The following is a 455-nucleotide window of genomic DNA, read 5'->3' as shown; positions in this document are numbered from 1 at the left end:
ACTTTATGACCTGCCGATACCGTCCCCTTTACTTTTACTTTCTTTGGTGTCTTGTATACTACAGCTTTTCCTGCATTTATCTTATTCGTCGTTATATCTCCGCTTGCAGTCAACGTTATATCATCTACACTCACCAATTCCCCTTTTGTATTTACTCCCGCTCCTTTATCATTACTTATTATATCTATCTTACCCGCATACATACTCCCTGTAGCTTTTCCATCTACGGCTATCCCTTTATATGTCTCTCCTTTACTTTTTACTTCCTTTGTCCTGTACTCATACCTCTGTCCCCCTGTTGATATGAGTACTCTTGTCTCTTTTGACGCCTTTATTATGCCCGCTATGTCTATTGTTTTACTTAACAGTTCAAGGTCACTTAAACTTAATGCATCTACTCCTCTTTCTCCTATCCCTATATGTCCCTGTGATACATCTATGCCTACTAAGTCCCC

General features: G+C 39.6%; 1 protein-coding gene. It reads right to left on the bottom strand.

The window, feature by feature from the left end:
* A partial coding sequence (locus EII29_RS12375; protein WP_158612550.1) for a hypothetical protein occupies positions 1-455 on the bottom strand: 455 nt, incomplete at both ends.

This window comes from Leptotrichia sp. OH3620_COT-345 (assembly GCF_003932895.1).
Classification (GTDB): Bacteria; Fusobacteriota; Fusobacteriia; order Fusobacteriales; family Leptotrichiaceae; genus Pseudoleptotrichia.
Note: the sequence above shows the minus strand (reverse complement) of the source record. Positions and strands in the feature narration are given on the sequence as shown.